The 18524-nt window shown below is 72.5% G+C and carries 16 protein-coding genes and 2 tRNA genes; 10 read left to right on the top strand and 8 right to left on the bottom strand.

Annotated features, from left to right (window positions below):
- Positions 1-111: 111 nt before the first annotated feature.
- Positions 112-1116, top strand: coding sequence for a TrmB family transcriptional regulator (locus tag IRX98_RS18510; RefSeq protein ID WP_224279289.1), 1005 nt, complete (start codon positions 112-114; stop codon positions 1114-1116).
- Between the two features lie 475 nt (positions 1117-1591).
- Here IRX98_RS18510 and IRX98_RS18505 read toward each other — a convergent pair.
- Positions 1592-1682 (bottom strand) — tRNA-Ser (locus IRX98_RS18505).
- 64 nt (positions 1683-1746) lie between these two features.
- The gene (locus tag IRX98_RS18500) at positions 1747-2208 is read right to left on the bottom strand and encodes a hypothetical protein (RefSeq protein WP_224279286.1); all 462 of its coding nucleotides are present in this window, start codon (positions 2206-2208) and stop codon (positions 1747-1749) included.
- A 100-nt stretch (positions 2209-2308) separates the two neighbouring features.
- Between IRX98_RS18500 and IRX98_RS18495 the strand changes: the two genes are divergently transcribed.
- From IRX98_RS18495 to IRX98_RS18485, 3 genes are all read left to right on the top strand, one after another.
- Positions 2309-2393 (top strand) — tRNA-Ser (locus IRX98_RS18495).
- Between the two features lies 1 nt (position 2394).
- A complete protein-coding gene (locus IRX98_RS18490; protein WP_224279284.1) occupies positions 2395-3276 on the top strand; it encodes an AAA family ATPase in 882 nt (293 codons plus the stop codon).
- Positions 3277-3279: 3 nt separating this feature from the next.
- Positions 3280-4656 (top strand): vWA domain-containing protein, encoded by a 1377-nt coding sequence (locus tag IRX98_RS18485; protein ID WP_224279282.1) that lies wholly within the window; start codon positions 3280-3282, stop codon positions 4654-4656.
- 7 nt (positions 4657-4663) lie between these two features.
- Here the strand turns inward: IRX98_RS18485 and IRX98_RS18480 are convergent, their stop codons facing one another.
- From IRX98_RS18480 to IRX98_RS18470, 3 genes are read right to left on the bottom strand one after another with little or no spacing between them, the layout of a single operon-like run.
- Positions 4664-5986 (bottom strand): hypothetical protein, encoded by a 1323-nt coding sequence (locus IRX98_RS18480; protein WP_224279280.1) that lies wholly within the window; start codon positions 5984-5986, stop codon positions 4664-4666.
- The gene (locus IRX98_RS18475; protein ID WP_224279278.1) at positions 5979-6926 is read right to left on the bottom strand and encodes a hypothetical protein; all 948 of its coding nucleotides are present in this window, start codon (positions 6924-6926) and stop codon (positions 5979-5981) included. The genes IRX98_RS18480 and IRX98_RS18475 overlap by 8 nt, the downstream gene beginning before the upstream one ends.
- A gap of 1 nt (position 6927) precedes the next feature.
- Positions 6928-7350, bottom strand: a complete 423-nt coding sequence (locus IRX98_RS18470) for a hypothetical protein (protein WP_224279275.1) — start codon at positions 7348-7350, stop codon at positions 6928-6930.
- Between the two features lie 186 nt (positions 7351-7536).
- On the opposite strand from IRX98_RS18470, the gene IRX98_RS18465 reads away from it, so the two are divergent.
- Positions 7537-9054 carry a potassium/proton antiporter gene (locus IRX98_RS18465; protein WP_224279272.1) on the top strand — a complete coding sequence of 506 codons (1518 nt, stop codon included), beginning with the start codon at positions 7537-7539 and terminating at the stop codon, positions 9052-9054.
- 7 nt (positions 9055-9061) lie between these two features.
- Here the strand turns inward: IRX98_RS18465 and IRX98_RS18460 are convergent, their stop codons facing one another.
- Together IRX98_RS18460 and IRX98_RS18455 are read right to left on the bottom strand one after the other, a co-directional pair.
- Positions 9062-9565, bottom strand: coding sequence for a LytR C-terminal domain-containing protein (locus IRX98_RS18460; RefSeq protein ID WP_224279270.1), 504 nt, complete (start codon positions 9563-9565; stop codon positions 9062-9064).
- Positions 9565-9861: a type II toxin-antitoxin system VapB family antitoxin gene (locus IRX98_RS18455; RefSeq protein WP_207083576.1), complete on the bottom strand. Its 297-nt coding sequence runs from the start codon at positions 9859-9861 to the stop codon at positions 9565-9567. Before IRX98_RS18455 ends, IRX98_RS18460 begins: the two co-directional genes overlap by 1 nt.
- Positions 9862-9929: 68 nt before the next feature.
- On the opposite strand from IRX98_RS18455, the gene IRX98_RS18450 reads away from it, so the two are divergent.
- On the top strand, positions 9930-11522 hold the full coding sequence (locus IRX98_RS18450) for a helicase HerA-like domain-containing protein (RefSeq protein WP_224279268.1): 1593 nt from the start codon (positions 9930-9932) through the stop codon (positions 11520-11522).
- Between the two features lie 21 nt (positions 11523-11543).
- Here the strand turns inward: IRX98_RS18450 and eccCa are convergent, their stop codons facing one another.
- On the bottom strand, positions 11544-15548 hold the full coding sequence (gene eccCa, locus IRX98_RS18445; protein WP_224279266.1) for a type VII secretion protein EccCa: 4005 nt from the start codon (positions 15546-15548) through the stop codon (positions 11544-11546).
- Positions 15549-15678: 130 nt separating this feature from the next.
- Here eccCa and IRX98_RS18440 point away from each other — a divergent pair, with 130 nt between their 5' ends.
- From IRX98_RS18440 to IRX98_RS18425, 4 genes are all read left to right on the top strand, one after another.
- Positions 15679-17046: a ubiquitin family protein gene (locus IRX98_RS18440; protein WP_224279264.1), complete on the top strand. Its 1368-nt coding sequence runs from the start codon at positions 15679-15681 to the stop codon at positions 17044-17046.
- Between the two features lie 299 nt (positions 17047-17345).
- Positions 17346-17657: a WXG100 family type VII secretion target gene (locus IRX98_RS18435; RefSeq protein WP_207083579.1), complete on the top strand. Its 312-nt coding sequence runs from the start codon at positions 17346-17348 to the stop codon at positions 17655-17657.
- Positions 17658-17690: 33 nt separating this feature from the next.
- Positions 17691-17981 (top strand): WXG100 family type VII secretion target, encoded by a 291-nt coding sequence (locus IRX98_RS18430; protein WP_207083580.1) that lies wholly within the window; start codon positions 17691-17693, stop codon positions 17979-17981.
- 149 nt (positions 17982-18130) lie between these two features.
- Positions 18131-18523, top strand: a complete 393-nt coding sequence (locus IRX98_RS18425) for a hypothetical protein (RefSeq protein ID WP_224279262.1) — start codon at positions 18131-18133, stop codon at positions 18521-18523.
- The last annotated feature ends 1 nt before the right edge of the window (position 18524 follow it).

Here is an 18524-nt window from a genome sequence, read left to right as displayed (position 1 = left end):
TCCTCCTGTTGTGCCGGGAGGAGCGGGTCCTGCCGATTTCCTGCCCTTGCCACGTGGGTCCGTGTGGCACGATCACCCCACTGGTGTCGGGGGTGAGTGGGAGGATGTGCCATGCCCTTGGGGCAGCACGAGCGCGCGTTGTTCGAGGAGAAGTCCGCGCCGCTCTACGAGGAGATCGTCGCCTCGGGAGGCATCGAGGCCACCGACGCGCGGATCGGCCGGCGGGGTGAGCTGCACGACGCCTTCGAGCTGCTCGCCGAGGTCGGACTCGTCGTCCAGAGCGACGACGGCACCAGCTGGCGAGCCGTCGACCCGGCCGCGGTCCAGGCCCAGGTGGTCGCTCCGCTGGGCCAGCAGGGCGCGGAGCTGATCGCCCAGTCCGCCCACTGGGCCCAGGCCTTCGGCTCGCTCTCGCAGGCCTGGCGTCGTTCGCCCAGCGCCGTGGGAGGACCGTTCACCGAGATCCGCGGCGCCACGACGATCCGGACCTTCCTGGAGTCGACGGTCGCCGATGCGGAGGAGGAGCTGTTGAGCGCGCAGCCGCAGGACCGGCGCGGGGTCAAGCAGCTCGCGGAGGTCACGGCGCGCGAGATCGCCCTGCTCAAGCGTGGCGTGAGGATGCGCACGCTCTACCAGCACGCTGCCCGCCGCGGCACCGACACCCGCAAGTACGTCGCCGCCGTGTCCGCCGCCGGCGCGGAGGTGCGGACCCTGGACGAGTTCTTCAACCGGCTGATCGTGGTCGACCGGCGCGTCGCGGTCATCCCGAGCCACGAGGGCCTCAACGCCGCCATGGTGATCAGCGACCGGTCGATGGTGGGCTACCTCGTCGACATGTTCGAGCGCCACTGGGAGCGCGCCCGACCGTTCACCAGCAGCGAGACCTCACTGATGCGCGACATCGCCGCGGAGCAGCGGGCGATGACGATCCGGATGCTGCTCGAGGGCCGCGCCGACCCGGCGGGCGCCAAGCGCCTCGGGGTCAGTCCACGCACCTACGCCGCCTACGTCGCCGACCTGAAGAACGAGTTCGAGGTCGAGACGCGTTTCCAGCTCGGCTACGAGATGGGCAAGCGAGGGATCTCCGGGCGCGAGGCCGACGAGGCGGGTCACTGACCCGGTTCCACCGCCGACGCCGCGCCGGACAGGGATCGAGGGCAGCAGCTCGGGGTGAGCTGCTGCCCTCGAATGCTGGGACGGGCCTGTGGGGGAGGCCGTCCGGACCAGACTCGTGGGGGGTTGAGAGGGTCCGTGTCCCAGCTCTTCACTGCGTGCACATCATGGCACGTCGATCAGCGGGAAACCCCGATCCTCGTGCCCCATGTGTAGTCCGCGTTTGCCGGGGCAGCGCCCACGCCGATGATTCCGATGCTGAAGGCGGCCACGAGAGCGGCCGCCGCGATGCGGCGTGCTGGGGTCATTGCTTTCACCTCTAATGTCACGTTGTCACAGGGGATGACAGGTCCATTCTCACCCACCGTCAGGGGTGGCGTCCCACCGATCGGATTGCAGGTCTGTGCATTGCAGGTTCCTGCAAACCTGGCGACGCCGCGCGTCGGCCCCCTCGCGACAGAGGGGGCCGACACCTGGGCGGAGGCGGAGGGATTTGAACCCTCGATGGGGTTTTAGCCCCAAACCCGCTTAGCAGGCGGGCGCCATAGACCGGACTAGGCGACGCCTCCATGCCCGACCAAATGTCGAGCGCACAGAAGGTTACAAGGCCCGGGGTGCCTGCGCCGAATCAGGTCAGAAGTTCCGCAGTCCCTGGCCGCGCTGGAGGTGTTCCTGGAGATCGCGGGCGAAGGCCTCCCGGTCCATCGCGAGCATCTCCACGGGGATCGTGGTCGTCCGTCCGTCGCGCAGCCGCAGCACCACCACGGGTGCCTCGAGGAGGGTCGTGGTGACCGCGTCCTCGACGTCCCTCCACCGCGCCGACGCGGCGCCGACGCCGCGCACCCACTGGACCCGGTAGCCCTCGTCGGTGAACTTCACGACCCAGCCCTTCTCGCGCCAGAGCCACCAGCACGCCACCAGCGACGCGAGGGTGACCAGGACGGGCACCAGGAGGAAGACGGTGTGGAGGTCGAGCACCGCGATCAGCAGCGTGCTGACGAGGATGAGCACCGCGACCCCGCACAGCACCACGCCCAGCAGGCGCGCCGCGACGGCGGGGGCGAGACGGTGCACGGTGGCGGTATCGGTCGTCACGCAGCGATTTTCCCACGCGGACCGTCGGATCGTCCCCCGGGTGGTCGAGCGCCGTCGTTGGGTAGAGTCCCGCGGTGTGTGGCGTCGCGACGCCGCGCGAGGAGGGGTGCCGGAGCGGCCGATCGGAACCGCCTTGAAAGCGGTCGTAGGGAGACCTACCGCGGGTTCGAATCCCGCCCCCTCTGCGTGACTACCTGGTTCAGCAGCCCCGCCGACGCGGCCACCCGCCTGCGCGAGGCCGGCTACCTCACCGACGACGCGACCGCCCTGACGGCGTACCTCGCGGGCGCGCTGGAGAAGCCGCTGCTCGTCGAGGGCCCGGCCGGCGTCGGCAAGACCGAGCTGGCCAAGGCGGTCGCCCGCGCGACGGGCGCTGAGCTGGTGCGGCTCCAGTGCTACGAGGGCCTCGACGAGGCGCGTGCGCTCTACGAGTGGAACTACAAGAAGCAGCTGCTCCGCATCCAGGCCAGCAGTGGCCAGGGATCGCGGCAGGACAGCTGGAGCGAGACCCACGACGACATCTTCACCGAGGAGTTCCTGCTCACCCGGCCGCTGCTCAGCGCGATCCGGCGCGAGGAGCCGACGGTCCTGCTCGTCGACGAGGTCGACAAGACCGACATCGAGGTCGAGGGCCTGCTGCTGGAGGTGCTGAGCGACTTCCAGGTCACCATCCCCGAGCTCGGCACGGTCACGGCCACCCGGCGTCCCTTCGTGGTGCTGACCTCCAACGCCAGCCGCGAGCTGTCGGAGGCGGTGAAGCGGCGCTGCCTGTTCCTGCACCTCGACTACCCCGACGCCGAGCGTGAGCGGGCGATCGTGACGAGCCAGGTGCCGGGCCTCGACGACAAGGTGGCCGCGCAGCTGGTCGACGTCGTCGTGCGGCTGCGCGAGCTGGAGCTGAAGAAGGCCCCCTCGATCGCGGAGTCCGTCGACTGGGCCCGCACGCTGATCGCGCTGCAGATCGGCGACCTCGACGAGGCCACGGTCGCGCGCACCCTCGGCGTCGTGCTCAAGCACGCCTCCGACCAGCGCCGCGCGGTCAAGGAGCTCAAGCTGGCGACGGCCTGATCCGTGAGCCTGCTCGACACCCACATCGGCTTCGTGGAGGCGCTGCGCGCCGCCGGGTTGTCGGTCTCGCTCGCCGAGGGTCTCGACGCGATCAGTGCGCTGGAGCAGGTCAGCTGGCACGACCGCGAGACCGTGCGGGCGGCGTACGCCGCGACCCTGGTCAAGCGCCAGCCGCAGCGGGTGACCTTCGACGCGGTCTTCGACATCTACTACCCGCGGCTCGTCGGCGACGGCGTGGCCGGCGAGCGCGACGGTGACGACGCGGAGCCGGCCGCCGGTCCGCGCGACACCGGACCGGACCTCGAGCGCTTCCGCGAGGCCCTCGCCGAGGCGCTGGCCTCCGGGGACCAGCAGGCGTTGCAGGACCTCGCTGCGGAGGCGGTCGCGCGCTTCGGGGCGATGCCCGGGCGCGGGCCGGGGCTGTCGAGCTGGTCGGCGTACACCTCCCTCCAGCGGGTCTCGCCCTCCGAGCTCGTGGACCGCCTCGTGCAGGGGCTGCTCGCCGACGGCCTCGACGCGGAGCGGGCCCAGCGCACCGCCGGTCGGCGCATCGGGGACTTCACGCGGATGGTGGAGGGCGACGCCCGTCGGCGCATCGCGGAGGAGAAGGGGCCCGAGCACGTCGTCGGTGTGACCGTCCGCCCGACGATCGACCGCCTCGACTTCACCGCCGCCCGACGCAGCGACCTGGAGGAGATGCGCCGTGAGGTCTATCCCCTCGCGCGGCGCCTGGCCGCGCGCCTCACCAAGGAGCAGCACGCCCGCCGCCGCGGCCCCCTCGACGTACGCCGCACCGTGCGCGCCTCGATCGCCACCGGCGGGGTGCCGCTGACCACCCACCACCGCCCGCGGCGCCCGCACCGCACCGAGCTCGTCGTGCTGTGCGACGTCAGCGGGTCGGTCGCCAACTTCGCGCAGTTCACCCTGATGCTGGTCTTCGCGCTGCGGGAGGCCTTCAGCGGCGTGCGGGCCTTCACCTTCGTCGACGACGTGGCCGAGGTCAGCGACGTGTTCCGCCCCGGCGCCGACGTGGCCGAGGTGATGGAGTCACTGGCCGCGAGCATGTCGCAGGCGGCGATGTTCGGTCGCACCAACTACGGCCGGGCGCTGACCCGCTTCGCCGAGGAGCACCCCGACGCGATCGGCCCGCGGTCGTCCCTGCTGGTCCTCGGCGACGGTCGCTCCAACTACAGCGACCTCGCGCTGCCGGTGCTCGCCGACCTGGCCGGGCGGGCCCGGCACGCGTGGTGGCTCAACCCCGAGCACCCGCGGCACTGGGGCACCGGGGACAGCGCGGCGGACACCTACGGCACCATCGTGCCGATGGTGGAGTGCCGCAACCTCGCCCAGCTGGGCGAGTTCGTGCACGAGATCGCGTGAGCCTCGCTCAGCCGGCGAGGTAGCCGAGCCCCTGGAGCCGGGAGATCTCGGCCCTGAGCTCGGGATGCTGGGCGCTGTCGGCGGCCCGCGCGCCGGCGACGTAGACGTGGGCGCCGTCGCGGTCGCCGCTGTCGAACACGACCGTGAGGCGGTTGGTCGTGCGCGCGTTGATCAGCGAGCCGAGGAGTGCGACGGGGTCGGCGCGGTCCTCCAGCGAGAGCATGCGCACGGCATCGGGGATGCGAGGCACCTGCGCCGAGGGCGCGCCGGCGGTGACGACCTGGTCGACCACGAAGCGTGAGGAGACCAGGCTCGCCGCGATCTCGGCGGCGACGGTGCCACCGGCGGCGGACCCGACGAGCATGACGCGCGCGTCGTCCTCGGTCACCGCCTTCTCGATCGCCCGCACGACCTGGCCGGCCGACGTGGTCGGGTCGGCGCCGACGAGGCGGAGCCGCCCCGACTCCGCGCCGAGGGTGCCGGGCAGGTAGGCGATGTAGCGGCCCGTGCCCACGCGCTGGACGCTGATCCGGCGGTCCTCGGCGACCAGGTTGGCCATCAGCTCCTCGAGGGACCGGGGCGCGGCGGCCACGTCCGTGCCGACCTCGGGCTCGGCCTCCTCCACCTCGACGAACGACCCCGCGGAGTCGCGGAAGGCCGAGACCGCGTCGGTGGGGAACGCCTCGACGCCGATCGCCCGCAGGCCGCCGCGTGCGGCGGCCACGCCCTGGTCGGAGGACAGCACGCCAGCGGTGAGCAGCGAGCGCATGTGGAGGCCGTCGAGGAGGCCGCCGCCGCCGGAGAGGTGCTCCATCAGGTCGGGGTTGCTCTCGGCGAGCTCGCTCAGGTAGGCGGTGACGCCGTCGCGGTCGAGCGTGTCGCTCTCGATCAGGCCGGCACTGACGATCGCGCCGCCCAGCGCCACCTCGGGGGCGAGGTAGCCGATGGCGCGGCCCGCGATCGACCCGAGCGTCTTGTAGGCGGCCTGTTGGAGCTCGTCGATCCAGCGGTAGGTCAGCACCGTTGCACGTACGACGAGCGCGTCGGCGTCGAGCTCGACCGAGCGGGTGAGCAGCCCGTGCTTGCCGGTGGTGGCGGCGCGGACGTCCTCCTCGGCCTGGCCCCAGGTGGCAGGGGAGAGCGGACCGGAGTCGACGACGTCGTCGTCGCGCAGGATCTCCGCACCCAGGCGGGCGCGGGTGCGCATCTCGTTGCCGGAGGCGTCGAAGAGGTCGGCGAGCGCCAGCATCTGGTCGTACTTGTCGGCGGCGACGGCCGCCGAGGAGTCGTCGTCGACGCTGTGGGTGCGGGGGATGTCGAGGTCACTCATCGGTGGGCTCCTCCCGGACCAGGACCTGCGCGAGCACGGGGGCGAGCTCGGTGGCGAGGGCGTCGGGGTCGACGCGGGTGACCGAGACGCGGGCACCGTCGTCGTGGCGCGGGGTGAGGGCGTGCCAGCCGTCCTTGAGCAGCACCCACGAGACCACGCCCACCGCTGTGGTGGCGCGCTCGGACACCTCGGCCGCCAGGATGCGCAGCCGTCCGCGGCCCTCGGCGTGCACGGCGGACACCGCGGCTGCCGCCTCGGCGTCGCCGAGCTCGTCGCCGTCGGCCAGCACGGCGCCGTCGGCGTGGCCGACCAGCACCGGCACCAGGTCGGAGCGTCCCGACCGGAGCGCCTCGCCGACCGAGTCGGCCAGCGCGTAGGGCACGTCGAGCCGGGCGGGCACCTGCGAGGTGGTGAGCGGCAGGTCCTCGGGAACGGCGGTGACGCGCGCCAGCTCGGTGGTCCACTGCCGGACGGGGAACCACGCCAGCTCGAACACGATGCCGTCGCAGGTCGACAGGCTCGCCACGGCGTCACCGGCCTGGCGGTGCCAGGCCTTGACCTGCGTGGCGCCGGCGGCCACGTCGATGTCGAGGGCGAGGCGCGGCGTCGCGAGCAGCCCGACCGCGCCGACGACGCCCGGGTCGGCGCCCTCGTCGGTGAGCAGGCCGCGCCGGCGGAGGGTGTCGTGCGGGTCGTGGAGGGTGCCCAGCGCGTCGGCGTACGCCGAGTCCTCGGCCGAACCGCGGCTCTGGCCCAGACGGCCGGAGAGCGAGCCGGCGTCGGTGGCCTCCCCGGGCTGGAGGTCGAACGGGAGCGGTGCCCCGCCGGCCAGCTCGGCGACCAGGCGCAGCTCGGGCAGGGTCAGGGCGAGCCGCCGAGCCAGGCCGTCGAGGAAGCTCGCCGGCACCGGGGGTGGGGTCGTGAGGTCGATGGTCACCATGTCAGAGCCCCGGGAGGTCGACGGTCAGCCAGTCCTTGTGACCGGCCGGGGGAGGGTCGAAGGCGAGGAGCGCGGCCTCGGCGTCGTCGGGGACCGTCGCGGGGTCCGCCTCGGCGGCGCGGGTGCGGGCGTCCTCGACGAGCGACGTGGCCTTGTGCGCGCGGGTCTCGATCGCCTCCTTGAGGGAGTCGACCTCGACGAGGTGCCGGGCGAGGGAGTCGGCCGCGGTCTCGTGGTGGGCGGCGGCCGTGCGGAGGTGGTTGGCGCGGTCCTTGATGCGCTCGCGCATCGCGTCGGCGGCCTTGCCGTGCCACGGCACGGCCTCGGCCTGCGACACGAGGCGCTGGGCGAGGGCCCGGATGTCACCGCTCTGCTCGCGCAGCTGCGCGACGCGCTTGCGGCCCGCGGCGGAGTCGCCGTACATCGATCACACCCTTTCGTCGGTGGACGACTACCCGAGAGGCGGCCTGCCCAAACGTTCCCACGTGGACGAGAGGGCATTCTCGCACCGTGCGAGGGCACTGGGACGCGGCCCGTCGGACCCGCTCCGGCCGATAGGATCGGGCGCAGGCCCGACCTGCCTCCCGCCGGCCCCGTGACAGAGGTGTGCATGACCTTCGACGTCCACCAGCTCGACCTGTTCGTGCTGGTCGGCGCGGTCGTGACGTTGGCGGCGATCCTCGCGGTGCGGGTCTCGGCGGGGGCCGGCCTGCCGTCGCTGCTGATCTACCTGCTGATCGGCGTCGTGCTGGGCGAGGGCGGTCCCTTCGGGATCCCCTTCGACGACGCACAGCTCGCGCACGCGCTGGGGTTCGGGGCGCTGGCGGTGATCCTGGCCGAGGGCGGTCTCACCACCGACTGGCGACAGGTGCGCCCGAGCATCCGCCTGGGGCTGTCGCTGGCGACCGTCGGCGTGGCCGTCTCGGTCGCGGTCGTGGCCGTCGGCACCCACTACCTCCTCGGCCTGCCGTGGGAGCTGGCCATCCTGCTCGGAGCGATCTGCTCGCCCACCGACGCCGCGGCGGTGTTCTCCGTGCTCCGCGCGCTGCCGCTGCCCAAAAGGCTGACCGGCGCGCTCGAGGCGGAGTCGGGCCTCAACGACGCACCGACCGTCGTGCTCGTCGGGATCATCTCCACGGGTGCGGTCGGCCAGGCCGGGCTGGCCGAGACGGCCGGCATCATCGTCTTCGAGCTCATCGCCGGGGGGCTCGTGGGAGTGGTCTGCGGCGTCGCGGGTGCGTGGCTCATGCGGCGGGTGGCGCTGCCGTCCTCCGGCCTCTACCCGCTGGCCGTGCTGTGCCTGGCGTTCACGGCGTACGGCGCCTCGTCCGCGCTGCACGCCTCGGGCTTCGCCGCGATCTACGTCGCCGCCCTCATCCTCGGCAACAGCGAGCTCCCGCACCGCGTCGCGACCCGCTCCTTCGCCGAGGGCGTCGCCTGGCTCGCCCAGATCGGCCTGTTCGTGATGCTGGGGCTGCTGCTCTCGCCCGGTCGCATCGACCTCGACACGGTCGTCCAGGCGCTCGTGACCGGGCTCGTGCTGACGCTGGTCGCCCGGCCTCTGTCGGTCTTCGTCAGCAGCATCGCGCAGCCGATGGCTCCGCGCGACCTGGCCTTCATCTCCTGGGCCGGGCTGCGCGGTGCGGTGCCGATCGTGCTCGCCACCATCCCGCTCTCCGAGGGCGTCGACGGCGCCGACGACCTCTTCGACATCGTGTTCGTGATGGTCGTGGTCTACACCCTCCTCACCGGCCCGACGCTGCCGTGGGTGGCGCGCCGCCTGCGGGTCGCGCGCCGCTCCGAGCCGCGCGGCCTCGACGTCGAGGCCGCGCCGCTCGACCGGGTGGACGCAGACCTCCTCCAGGTGACGATCGCGCCCACGTCGAAGATGCACGGCGTCGAGGTCGGGGAGCTGCGGCTGCCCCCGGGGGCCTCGGTGTCGCTGGTGATCCGCGGCGGCAACGTGCTGGTCCCGGAGCTGCGTACGGTCCTGCGCCACGGCGACGACCTCGTCGTCGTGACCCCGCGCAAGCTGCGGGAGGCGACCGAGGCCCGGATGCGGCAGGTCTCGGAGAACGGGCGGCTCGCGCAGTGGCTCGGTGACCCGTCGCGGCGCGAGCGCGACTGAGGTCGGGCTACTCCGAGCCCGTGGCGCGGCAGTAGGTCGCGTCGTCCTGGGCGATGACGGACTCGACCTGCTTCTTGCGCAGCGACTGGAACTCCTCGCCGACCACGACGACGACGCCCGGCCCGAGCGCGTCACCCTGCACGACCCGCGCACCCCGGAACTGCCGCTTGACGAGCAGGACGGCCGGGTTCTTGGGCTCGCCCGACCAGATCTGGGTGGTGGTCGCGGGGAGGGGGGAGTCGCCGACGTCGCCCTCGACGAAGCCGCGCTCCGCGAGCTGGGCGCTGGTCGCGCCGGCGAGGCCGCTGCGTCCGCTGCCGTTGAAGACGCTGACCACGACCTGGTCGCGGCGCACCTCGGAACCGGCGGAGACCGCCGTGTCCTCGCAGATCGCGACCGGCTCCTCCTGCGGCAGGGGCTCGGTCAGCGCGGCCCAGCCCCACACCGCGGCGACGACCACGAGCAGGGTCAGCACGCCGAGGGTGAGCGCGGACTTCACGGCACCCGTCATCAGCCGTCCGCCAGGTGGACGCGGGCGTGCAGCACGCTGCGCTGCTGGAGCGCGGCGCGCAGGGCGCGGTGCAGGCCGTCCTCGAGGTAGAGGTCGCCCTGCCACTGCACGACGTGGGCGAAGAGGTCGCCGTAGAACGTGGAGTCCTCGTCGAGCAGGGTGTCGAGCCGCAGGGTGTCCTTGGTGGTCACCAGCTCGTCGAGGCGCACCTGGCGCGGGGGCAGGTCTGCCCAGCCGCGCGAGTCGAGCCCGTGGTCGGGGTAGGGCCGGCCGTCGCCCACCCGCTTGAAGATCACGCCGGTGATCATAACGACGCCCCTCCCGGGCCCCACCCCGCTCCGCCCCGCGCGGCTAGGCTGGCGCCATGAGTGAGACTCCCGAGGCACCGCCGCAGGCCCCCGCCGACCCGATCTCGGCCGCGGTCGCGCCGGGCTACGACTTCGAGGGCCCGGCGCTCGAGCTCGGCGGCCTGATGCTCGACGCGGAGACCCTCGGCGACGTGCCGATCAGGATCCCGCTCGCCATGCTCAACCGGCACGGCCTGGTGGCCGGCGCGACCGGGACCGGCAAGACGAAGACCCTCCAGCTCCTGGCCGAGCAGCTCAGCGCCCATGGCGTACCGGTCTTCGCCGCCGACATCAAGGGCGACCTCTCCGGGCTCAGCCAGCCGGGCGAGAGCAGCGACAAGCTCACCGCGCGTACGGCGAGCGTGGGCCAGCAGTGGACGGCGACGGGCTTCCCGACCGAGTTCTACGCCATCGGCGGCCAGGGCATCGGCGTACCCGTGCGGGTCACGATGAGCGCCTTCGGCCCGACCCTGCTGGCCAAGGTGCTCGGCCTCAACGACACCCAGGAGTCCTCGCTCGGGCTCGTCTTCTACTACTGCGACTCCCACGGCCTGCCGCTGCTCGACCTCGCCGACCTGCGCGCCGTCCTGCAGTACCTCACCGGCGACCCGGCCGGGAAGGCCGAGCTCAAGACCATCGGCGGGCTCTCCCCGCAGACCGCCGGCGTGATCCTGCGTGAGCTGGTCTCCTTCGAGGCCCAGGGCGCCGACGTGTTCTTCGGCGAGCCGGAGTTCGAGACCAAGGAGTTCCTGCGCACCACCGACGACGGCCGCGGCATCATCAGCCTGCTCGAGCTGCCGAACCTCCAGGACCGGCCGGCGGTCTTCTCGACCTTCCTGATGTGGCTGCTCGCCGACCTCTTCCACGACCTCCCCGAGGAGGGCGACCTCGACCAGCCCAAGCTGGTCTTCTTCTTCGACGAGGCGCACCTGCTCTTCAACGACGCCTCCGACGCCTTCCTCGACCAGATCGCCCAGACCGTGCGGCTGATCCGGTCGAAGGGGGTCGGCGTCTTCTTCGTGACGCAGTCACCGACCGACGTGCCCGACGAGGTGCTCGCACAGCTCGGCTCGCGCGTGCAGCACCAGCTCCGCGCCCACACGCCCAACGACGCCAAGGCCCTGAAGGCGACCGTCAACACCTACCCCAACAGCGCCTACGACGACCTCGGCGAGGTCATCACCTCGCTCGGCATCGGCGAGGCCGTGGTGACGGTGATGAACGAGCGCGGCGCGCCGACGCCGGTCGCCTGGACGCGGCTGCGGGCGCCGGAGTCACTGATGGACGCCGCCGAGACCTCCGCGATGGAGGCCGCGGTCACCGCCTCCCCGCTCGCCGAGAAGTACGCCGAGGCGATCGACCGCGAGTCCGCGCGCGAGCTGCTCGCCAAGAAGCTCGAGGAGGGCGCCCGCAAGGCGGCCGAGGACGCCCGGGTCGAGGAGATGGCCCGCGAGCAGCGCCACGAGCGGGTGACCAAGAAGTCCTCCAAGCCGGCGCCCGAGGAGGACTCGATGATGGAGACGGTCGTGAAGTCGACGGCGTTCAAGGACTTCATGCGCACCGCCGCGCGCGAGATCGCGCGGGGGATGTTCAGCTCCGGGCGGCGGTGACGCTGCAGGGCCCGCCCGGCCTCACATGGTCGGGTCGAGCCACGCCAGCTGGGTCGTCTGGGTGCCGCCGTCGCGGGTGACGACGCGAGCCCGGCCCTCGGGCGCGGGCTGCGGGCGCAGGTTGCCGATCAGCACGCCCTCGTCGCGCGGGCCCGAGAGCATCACGCCCGGCATCGCGAGGTCGCGCAGCGACTGGATGACCGGCTCGTAGAGGGCGCGGGACGCACCACCCGTACGCCGTGCGACCACCACGTGGAGGCCGACGTCGCGGGCCTGCGCCATCAGCGGCTGCAGCGAGGACACCGGCGAGGACTGCTGGGTGGCGACGAGGTCGTAGTCGTCGACGACCACGAAGACCTCCGCGCCGGTCCACCACGACCGGTTGCGCAGCTGGTCGGGCGTCACGTCGGGGCCGGGGATGCGGCCCTCGAGGTAGCTCGCGATGTCCTTCAGCGTCGGCGTGGCCTGGGTCGCGGAGGTGAGGTAGTTCAGCAGGTACTCGTCGGGGACCTCGCCGAGCAGCGAGCGCCGGTAGTCGACGAGGACGATCTGCGCCTCCTTCGGCGTGCGCGTGCGCATGACCTCGTGGACGTACGCCCGCAGCAGCGCGCTCTTGCCCGACTGGCCGTCGCCGAAGATCAGCATGTGCGGCTCGGCGTCGACGTCGAGGCCGACCGGGGCGAGCTCCTTCTCGTTGATGCCGAGCAGGATCTGGCGCTCGGGCACCTGGCGGCGCACGGCGTCCTCGCGGATCGCCTCCAGCGTGACCATCTCCGGCAGCAGGCGCAGCTTGGGGCCCTCGGGGCCCTTCCACGCGGCGGCCATCTTGTCGATGAGGTCGTCGACACCGTCACCGAGGGTGTCGGCGTTGCCGTCGCCGTCGATGCGCGGCAGCGCACCGAGGAAGTGGAGCTTCGACGGCACCAGGCCGCGGCCGGGACGACCGACCGGCACGAGGGCCGCGACCTTGCGGTCGACCTCGGAGTCGAGGGGGTCGCCCAGGCGCAGCTCGAGCTTGGAGCCGAAGACGTCGCGCATCGCGGCGCGGTAGTCGGCCCATCGGGTGGACGCGGTGACGATGTGGAGGCCGAAGGTCAGGCCGCGGGCGGCGAGCTGCTGGATCTCCATCTCGAGGTCGTCGAACTCCGCACGCAGCGTGCTCCAGCCGTCGATGACGAGGAAGACGTCGCCCCAGCCGTCGTCGACACGGCCCTGGGCGCGACGCGACCGGTAGGTCTCGATGGAGTCGATGCCGTTGGTGCGGAAGTAGGCCTCGCGGCGGTCGACGATGCCCTCGACCTCCGCCATCACTCGTCGTACGACGTCGGGCTCGGAGCGCGTCGCGACGCCCGAGACGTGCGGGAGCCGGGCCAGCGGCGCGAAGGTGCCGCCGCCGAAGTCGAGCACGAAGAACTGCGACTCCATCGGGGTGGTCACCAGCGCCATGCTCGTGACGATGCTGCGCAGCAGCGTGCTCTTGCCCGAGCGCGGGCCGCCGACGACGGCGACGTGTCCGGCGGCGCCGGTGAGGTTCAGCGTCATCGTGTCGCGGCGCTGCTCGCGGGGGCGGTCGACGGTGCCGAGCGGGATCACCAGGCCCGGGACGTCGCGCCACTGGGGCGAGGTCAGGCCCAGGTCGGGGTGCTCGACGAGGTCGGGCATGAGCTCGTCGAGGGTGTCGGGCACGTCGAGCGGCGGCAGCCAGACCTGGTGCGCCTCGGGCCCCTTGCCGATCATCCGGGTCACGGCGATGTCGAGCAGCGAGGGCTGCTCGCCCTGCTGCTGGGGCTGGGGGCTCGCGACGTCGGGGGTGTCGTCGGCGACCGGCTCGAGCGCCTGCACCTCGGAGATCGTGAAGGGCAGGATCCCGCGGATCGCACCGCCCTCGTCGCGGGCGACGCGGGCGCGGCTCGACGGCGGCCCCGAGACGTACGCCGCCTTGAAGCGCAGCAGCGTGGACTGGTCGGGCTTGAGGTAGCCCAGGCCCGGGACGGCGGGGAGCTCGTAGGCGTCCGGCACGCCGAGGACCGCGCGGGACTCGCCGGCGGAGAAGGTGCGCAGGCCGACGCGGTAGGACAGGTGGGACTCGAGGCCGCGCAGCCGACCCTCCTCGAGGCGCTGCGAGGCGAGCAGCAGGTGCAGGCCCAGCGAGCGGCCGAGGCGGCCGATGGCGACGAAGAGGTCGATGAACTCCGGCTTGGCCGAGAGCATCTCGGAGAACTCGTCGACGACGATGAACAGCGACGGCATCGGCTCGAGCGGCTCGCCGTTGGCGCGGGCCTTCTCGTAGTCGCGGACCGAGGCGTAGTTGCCGGCGTCGCGCAGCAGCTCCTGGCGACGCGTCATCTCGCCGGACAGCGCGTCCTGCATGCGGTCGACGAGGGTGAGCTCGTTGGCGAGGTTGGTGATGACGGCCGAGACGTGCGGCATGTCGGCCATGCCGGCGAAGGTCGCGCCACCCTTGAAGTCGACGAGCACCAGGTTGAGCTGCTCCGAGGAGTGCGTCATGACCAGGCCGAGCACCAGCGTGCGGAGGAACTCCGACTTGCCGGACCCGGTCGCGCCGATCACCAGGCCGTGCGGGCCCATGCCCTGCTGGGCGGACTCCTTGATGTCGAGGTGGATCAGGCCGCCGGAGTCGCCGATGCCGATCGGCACCCGCAGCCGGTCGCGGGCCGGTCGCGGCCGCCAGGCGGTGGCGGGGTCGTAGGCGAAGATGTCGCCCAGGCCCAGCAGGTCCATGTGGTCGGGGGTCGTCGAGGTGATGTCGACGGCACCGCCGGCCGAGGACGACTCGGCGCTCGCGGTCTTCAGCGGCGCGATGCGTCGGGCGTACGCCTCCGCGGTGGCGATGTCGCACTGGTCGGCCAGCGCCCGCACGGGCTCGCCGCGCAGCCGCAGCGCGCTCACCGGGCGCTTGCCCAGCTCGTCGGGGCCGTCGGCGAACTCCAGCCGCAGCCGCGTGGAGTCCTCGAGCTCGTCCCACCGGCTCGGCAGGTCGAGCAGCGTCACGCCGTGCAGGCCGTCGGGCGGCACGATGTGGTTGCCGGGCGGCAGGTGGCCACCGTCGATGACCAGCAGGATGTGGGGCGTCGCGGCCCGCTCGTCGGCGCCGAAGCGGGGCCGGTCGCTGAGGTCGGGGGGCAGCAGGTTGCCGAGGTCGTCGAGCGAGGTCGAGACCAGGCGCATCGGCCCGACCGCGTCGGCCTCGCGGGCGCTCTGGGCGTGGGGGAGCCACTTCACCCAGTCCCAGTGCGTGAGGTTCTGCTCCGAGCTGAGCACCGCGACGATTAGCTGGTCGGGGTTCTGGAAGGCCGTCGCCGAGCAGATCATCGCCCGGGCGGTCGAGCGGACCTCCTCGGCGTCGCCGCACAGCTCGATGCGGTCGAAGGCGCGCAGGTCGATCGAGGCCGGCAGGTTCGGCTGGAGGCGGTGCACCACCAGCAGGCGGTGGAGCGCGGAGGCGGCGGCCGGGTCGACCTGGTCGACGGGTGCGCTCTCCGGCGGCACCAGCTCCAGCGACAGCGGCTGCGAGCACAGGCCGTAGCGGACGTGGAGGAAGTTGGCGTCGGAGGCGGTGTGCTCCCACAGACGGGTGCGGTCCTCGGCGAGCGAGGGCAGCGCGGAGGGCTCGGGGTGGTGCCAGTTGAGCGCCCGGCGCTGCTGGTCGGCCGCCTCGCGGGCCACCTTGCGGATGTTGCCGAGGTAGCGGAGGTACTCGGTGCGCGAGCCGGTGACCTGCTGCGCGCGCTGCTTCCGCTGCCGGTCGATCTGCACGATGATGAAGCCGAGCGTGGCGAAGAGGAACATGCCCGCGGCGAGGAAGCTGCGGGTGCGGTTGCCGCCACTGCCCATCGTGGCGACGAGCACGATCGAGCCGAGGCTGCCCAGCATCGGGATGGCGTTCATCAGGACACCGCCGGCGCCCTCGCCCTCCTGCAGCTCCGGCGGCGGCTGGAGCACGATCTGGCCGCCCGGCATCTCCGGCTCGTCGAGCCTCTGGCCGCCCCGCAGTGTCGTGCTCACGCGTCCCCCGTTGCCTCACCCGTTGAAGTCGCGACGATGATAGGTGTGCTCCGGCACGGGCGCGACTACCCTGCTGCCGAGAAGCGCCCGCCCGATGCACGAGAAGGGGGATTTCGTGTCGGACGTAGCGATGCCCAGCTCTGCTGGCGCCACCATCGCCGTCAGCATCCACGGTCCCGCCGGGGTGCTCGACCTCGTCGTGCCCGCCGGAGCCACGTCCGTCGACGTCGCACGCGAGTACGCCAAGCAGGCCGAGGCCGCCGGTGTCGTCTCCGGGATCCCGCTGCTGCAGACCGCGCTCGGGGAGCGGCTCGACGCGGCGGTGCCGCTGGCCGAGGTCGGGGTGCAGTCGGGCGACGTGCTGGTGGCGACCACCGGCGTGCACCGCCCCCGCAAGGTCACCCTGCTCGAGGCGGCGAAGAACGCGCCCGAGAGCCCGGCGCTCGCGTCGATGATCGCCGGCGTCGCGTCGCTCGCGGCCGCCCTCGCCGGGTGGTACGCCGCCCGCGCGGGGGAGGACACCGTCCGGACCGTCACGGTGGGGATCCTGCTCGCGTGCGCGCTCGTGGGCGCCCTGCCGGTCGGCCGGCACACCCGCCAGCGCGCCGCAGCCGCACCCGCCTTCGCGGCGGCCGCCGCGTTCGCGGCCCTCTACGAGCCGGGACCCCACCTGCTGCCCGCCATCCTCGGTGCGGCCGGCATCGCGGCCGCGGTCGTGGCCGGCATCGGCCGTGCGCTGTCGGTCGACGGCGGCGACGAGATCGGCACGGTGTGGATCGTCTCCGGGCTCACCGTCTTCGCCTGCTGCGCCCTGCCGGCGCTGATGGGCTGGGACGCCCGCGTCGCGTGGACGCTGCTGGTCTTCGGCTCGATGATGGCGGCCCGGTTCGCGCCGTCGCTGGCCATCGACGTCTCCGACGAGGCGCTGCTCGACCTCGACCGGCTCGCCGTGACCGCCTGGTCGGCGCGCGACACCCAGCGCAAGGGGCGACGCGGCCGCATCGTGGTGGCCGCCGACGCGATGGAGCGCCTGGTCCACCGGGCCTCGCGGATCGTCACCGGGGCCTCGGCGGCCATCCTCGTCACCGTCGTGGTCGCCAGCCCGCTCCTGCTGCGCAGCGCCACCATCGACCTCGACCGCATCGGTGCCCGCTGCCTGGTGTTCTTCGCCGGCTGCTCGCTGCTGCTCGCAGCGCGCTCCTACCGCCACGCGGCCGCGCGGGCGCTGCTGCGCCTGGCCGGGCTCGGTGCGCTGGTCTCCCTGGCGGTGCACCTCGTCGGCGGGCCCGGTGCCTCGCACCTCGACACCTTCTTCTACGTCGTGGTCGCGCTGGGCGCGATCGCGCTCGCCGCGGCCATCGCCACCGGACGCGGCTGGCGCTCGGTCTGGTGGTCCCGACGGGCCGAGGTCGCGGAGTCGTTGTGCGGCAGCCTCGCCTTCGCCTCGGCGGTCGTCGCGGCCGGCGTCTTCCGCCGCCTGTGGGAAATGACCTCGTGATCGACATGAATCCGCCGATCTCTCGCCTGCTGCGTGCCGCCATCCGCACGCGCCGGCTGCGTTGTCGCGCACTCGACGGGCCTCCGGCCCGCCTTCGGCACTCCGCCTTGCCGTCACGCACGCCTGGCGACACTCGCGACGGCGTCGATCGGTGGATTCATGTTTAGCCCGAATCCGGTCGGGTAGATGCACGTCAGCGCGGGGGGCCGGGACGTCTCCCCGAGCACCGGATCACCACCAGTGGATCACCAACACACAGAAACTCGGTCGGTTCGACCGCCGAGGGAGAAGGATCTTTCATGAGCGAGATGTACGGCCAGACAGAGAAGGCCCTCTCCAAGGGCGCCGACTTCGTCGACCAGGCCCGCGGTGACGTCAAGAACAAGTGCGGCGTGCTCTCCGGCAACATCCAGACGATGATGGGTGGATGGGGCGGCCAGGGTGCCACCGCGTTCAACAACCTCATGATCGCGTGGGACCAGAAGCAGGAGACGATCCTCAAGGCCCTCGACCAGCTCTCCGCGTCGATGAAGGAGACCGAGCGCGACAACGTCTCGACCGACGAGAGCCAGTCCGCCACCCACGCCAACCTCCAGGGCCGTCTCGGCTGACGCCGAGCCCCTCACAGACTTAGGAGATCGATGATGAGCTTCGACGGAATCAAGGTCCAGCACGGCTCCCTCGACGCCGGTGCCGCCGACGTCATGAAGGCCGCCAAGGACATCGAGGCGCGCCTCGACCAGCTCGAGAACGAGCTGAACCCGCTCAAGTCGGACTGGAACGGTAACGCCAAGATGGCGTACGACCAGGCCAAGGCCAAGTGGGACCAGGCGATGACCGAGATGACCCTGCTGCTCCAGCAGGCCAGCCAGGGCGTCGACGCGTCCAACGCCGAGTACAAGGCGGCCGACGCCCGGGGCGCCAACCGCTTCTGAGCGCAGCGCACCACGTCTGAGGCGAGGCCGGTCGTCCCCACGGGGACGGCCGGCCTCGCGGCATTTCCGTCGAGTTTCCGCACTTCGGCCCGGAGCGGGCGTCCCGTCGCCACAATGGGTGCAGCCGGGGGTCGGCGTACGAGCGTGACGTGGGGGAACGCGTGGGCGAGATCAGGGTCGATGCCGAGCTGATCAGGGGCATCGCAGCACAGCTGCGTCAGGCCGGCGACCACATGCACCCGTCCTTCGACCGTGCCGGGCCCGAGGACGTCGGCCAGGCGCGCGGGCACCGCGACGTCGACACGCTCGCAGGCGCCGAGACCCGGGCCGGCAACTTCGGCGCCTTCCACGCCGGCCAGAGCCTGCGCTCGGTCTACGAGCTCGCCCACCAGCGCACCGTCGAGGACCGCCAGGCCCAGGCCCGGACCGTACGCCGCTTCGCGCGCGACCTCGTGGACTGCCTCGGCGACCTCGAGGGCACCGACGAGCTCGACCGCGACCACTTCCGGCGGCTCGCGCAGCTGTCCCTCGGCGAGGGCTGAG

The sequence above is a fragment of the Nocardioides lacusdianchii genome (assembly GCF_020102855.1).
Classification (GTDB): domain Bacteria; phylum Actinomycetota; class Actinomycetes; order Propionibacteriales; family Nocardioidaceae; genus Nocardioides; species Nocardioides lacusdianchii.
The sequence above is the reverse complement of the archived record's forward strand: the minus strand, read 5'-3'. Positions and strand labels throughout refer to the sequence as shown.